The sequence below is a fragment of the Thermosynechococcus sp. OHK43 genome, from assembly GCF_014466085.1.
Taxonomy (GTDB): Bacteria; Cyanobacteriota; Cyanobacteriia; order Thermosynechococcales; family Thermosynechococcaceae; genus Thermosynechococcus.
In genome coordinates, this window is record NZ_JACOMP010000001.1 from 1 (window position 1) to 2,777 (window position 2,777).

General features: G+C 51.7%; 2 protein-coding genes. One reads left to right on the forward strand and one right to left on the reverse strand.

The features are described from left to right. The coding region (locus H8Q75_RS00005; RefSeq protein ID WP_297039276.1) for a type II secretion system protein at positions 1 to 1,657 on the reverse strand (1,657 nt) is incomplete at its 3' end. A 406-nt stretch (positions 1,658 to 2,063) separates the two neighbouring features. Between H8Q75_RS00005 and H8Q75_RS00010 the strand changes: the two genes are divergently transcribed. Further along, positions 2,064 to 2,777: NCS2 family permease (locus tag H8Q75_RS00010; protein WP_297039280.1), on the forward strand; the 714-nt coding region annotated here is incomplete at its 3' end.

Consider the following 2,777-nt stretch of genomic DNA (forward strand, 5'->3'; position numbering starts at 1 on the left):
GACCGCCCAAGGCTTCCGGCAGGCGATCGGGCACCCGAATTTCAGCGTTATTGGAACTTGAGCCATTCCATTCCTTGGCCCCCACGGCTCCGAAAATATCGCGATTGTTACTGCCACCGTTAATCCCCATTTTATCGGGATTGTTACTGCCACCGTTAATCCCCACTTTGGCATCCGGAGCATAGACAAAGAGACTGCCGGCGGTAGCACCGCCACTGAGGGTAAATACCTGATCCGGCCTGGCATTGTCGGGATCGGGAGGATTGCCATAAATCCGTAGGCGATCCGGTGTACCTATACCCCTGGGAAGACCCATATTGGCACCGGTACCACAGGTGGAACTATCGGGGTCACAGATGTTTTGAATCGCTGCTTGACCTGTAAGGGCGATGTTGCCGCTGACATAGAGGCGGATAGCATACTTGCTGGTGTTGAACTCAACGGTTTGATTTCCGCTAAGGTTGATATCCTTAACCCGGTAGGCGTAATAGACCTTTTCAGGGTTGACTATCTTCTGCCCAGGTTGCAGGGGATCGGGGATAAAGAAGGGAATGTCGGGGTTAGGATCGATGTAGGGACGATCACGATCGTCCAGCCTGGGAAAGCTAAGTGAAGTTGTAATGGAAAACTCGCCGTAGGCGCCTTCACTGTAGTATCCCCCCGCCTGTCGCAGGGCTTCCTGAAAGTCAGAGACTTGCTCGGGGGGTAACCAAGGGGGTGGCGACGTCAAGTTACCATTTACGAGGCTACCATCTTTGAGGGTATCTATACCTACCCGTAGAGGAGGGGGAGGAAGGGGCGGTAGGTCAATTTTATTGATGGCGATCGTTCCTTCAATAGTTGAGTTATTGAGCGCTCCCACGGCACTGCGCAGTCCCTCTTGGGTCGGCTGGCCATTGCTACACTGGCTTGCAGGGACAATACAGTTCCTAGGATTGGTGCAGATCACATTGCCATTAACCGTGCCAAAGACATCGTTGTTGCCGAGGTTAATCTTTTCTGCCAAGAGTCCAGGGAAGTTGGAAGGGACGGCGCGATCTGTAATCACCATCTTTTGCCAGATGAAGGCATTGGCGGGTGAGTCATTGGGCAAGCGGCCTTCGATCAACAGGTGTCCTGTTTTCGTTGGCGCATCGTAGAGATAGGAGAGAAGGCGGTAATTGCCCTGCACAGGGGTGCCAATTGTGCCGCTGAGGAGAATCGTATTCAGATTGTCAAGGGTAAAGCAGGGGGGAGCATCGGAACCAAGGCTTTCCTTTGTCCATTCATTGACAGAGGGAACAGCTAGACCGCTGGTATTGGGCTGACCAATTTTCGTAGCATCTGTTGAACGATCAATGAGGTAGGGTCTGGGGGGGTTAAAGTTGGTGTTGGTGGCGGGGTTGTAGGTACGGCGCAGCAGAACCTGATAGTTGCCATTGAGTAAGCCAAGGGTACGGGCCATACCCCCTTCGGCTACGGCAAAGGCCTGTTGGGTTTGTTTTTGGAGGCTGGCAGTGGTGACATCTAGCTGCGATCGCGAGAGGAGCGTCAGGGCAACCACGATCATGATCAGCCCCATCCCCAAGACTAAAGGCAGTGTAAACCCCCGCTGCCGCTGCCAATGCCCTAGGGGCGGATAGCGACGTTTTAGTGAGCGTACCCATTTCTTGATCATTGGCTTGTCTCCTGCCCTTTTCCCTATCAATAATTAGGCTGAATAATATCTTAACTGCCAGAATTTAGTTGCTGCTGATGGTGAATTGACTATGCCCTCAATCTTTTGGGTTTTGTACAGAGTTGATATAATTTAATCGCAGATTTGGCAAAATTGGCAAAAGTAATGTGCTCTTGGTTACATCTATTTTCCATTCCTTATTGCACTTTCCCCCAGAAAGCCACATTTCAAGAGTCTCCCAGTAGGAAGTGGCGAATCTCGCGCTGAGGGGCAAGCCCAAGCCTTATTCAGTTCATTCATCCTTGGCTGCAGTGTAAACAAAATTAACAAAATTAAATATATCTTCCATATAAGGAGTAATCGCTTGAGGGGACGCTGGTACTCACGGTTTAGGGCTTGCTTCAATTTGCAGCAGGCACACAGCTCACTCTGTACCGAGGCACTGGCGGCGCTAACCACATTTCTAACGATGGCCTACATTTTGCCCGTCAATGCGCAAATTCTTTCCAATGCAATTTTTCTTGAGCAACCACAGGATTTGCAGGTGGAGTTGCTGATTGCAACGGCAATATCTGCGGCAGTGGGCAGTATCCTCATGGGGATTTGGGCGAATTATCCGATTGCCTTAGCTCCTGGCATGGGCATCAATGCCTTTTTTGCTTTTGCAGTGGTGGGGCAGATGGGGTTGCCTTGGCCAGTGGCGTTGAGTGCTGTACTCCTCGAGGGCATTGTGTTTGTGCTACTGACCCTCACGGGGGTGCGATCGCTGATTGTGAGTATGATTCCTCTGTCTCTGAAGGTGGCGATCGCTGCCGGGGTGGGGCTATTTATCGCCTACATTGGCCTTGGCAATGCTGGAATTATCATCGCTGATGCGGCTACGAAAACAAAACTCACCACTTTTCACACATGGCCACCCATCCTCGCTGCCCTTGGGATTCTTTTGACGGCCTTTCTCTGTGCCAAGGAGGTGCGGGGGGCAATTTTTTGGGGGGTGATGATCACTGCCTTAGCTGCATGGCTAGTGGGGGCTGCCCCTTGGCCAACGGGTTTCCTCCAATGGCCACAATGGCCCTCCCATCTCTTTGGTCAAGCCTTGGTGGGCTTTCGACAATTGCAA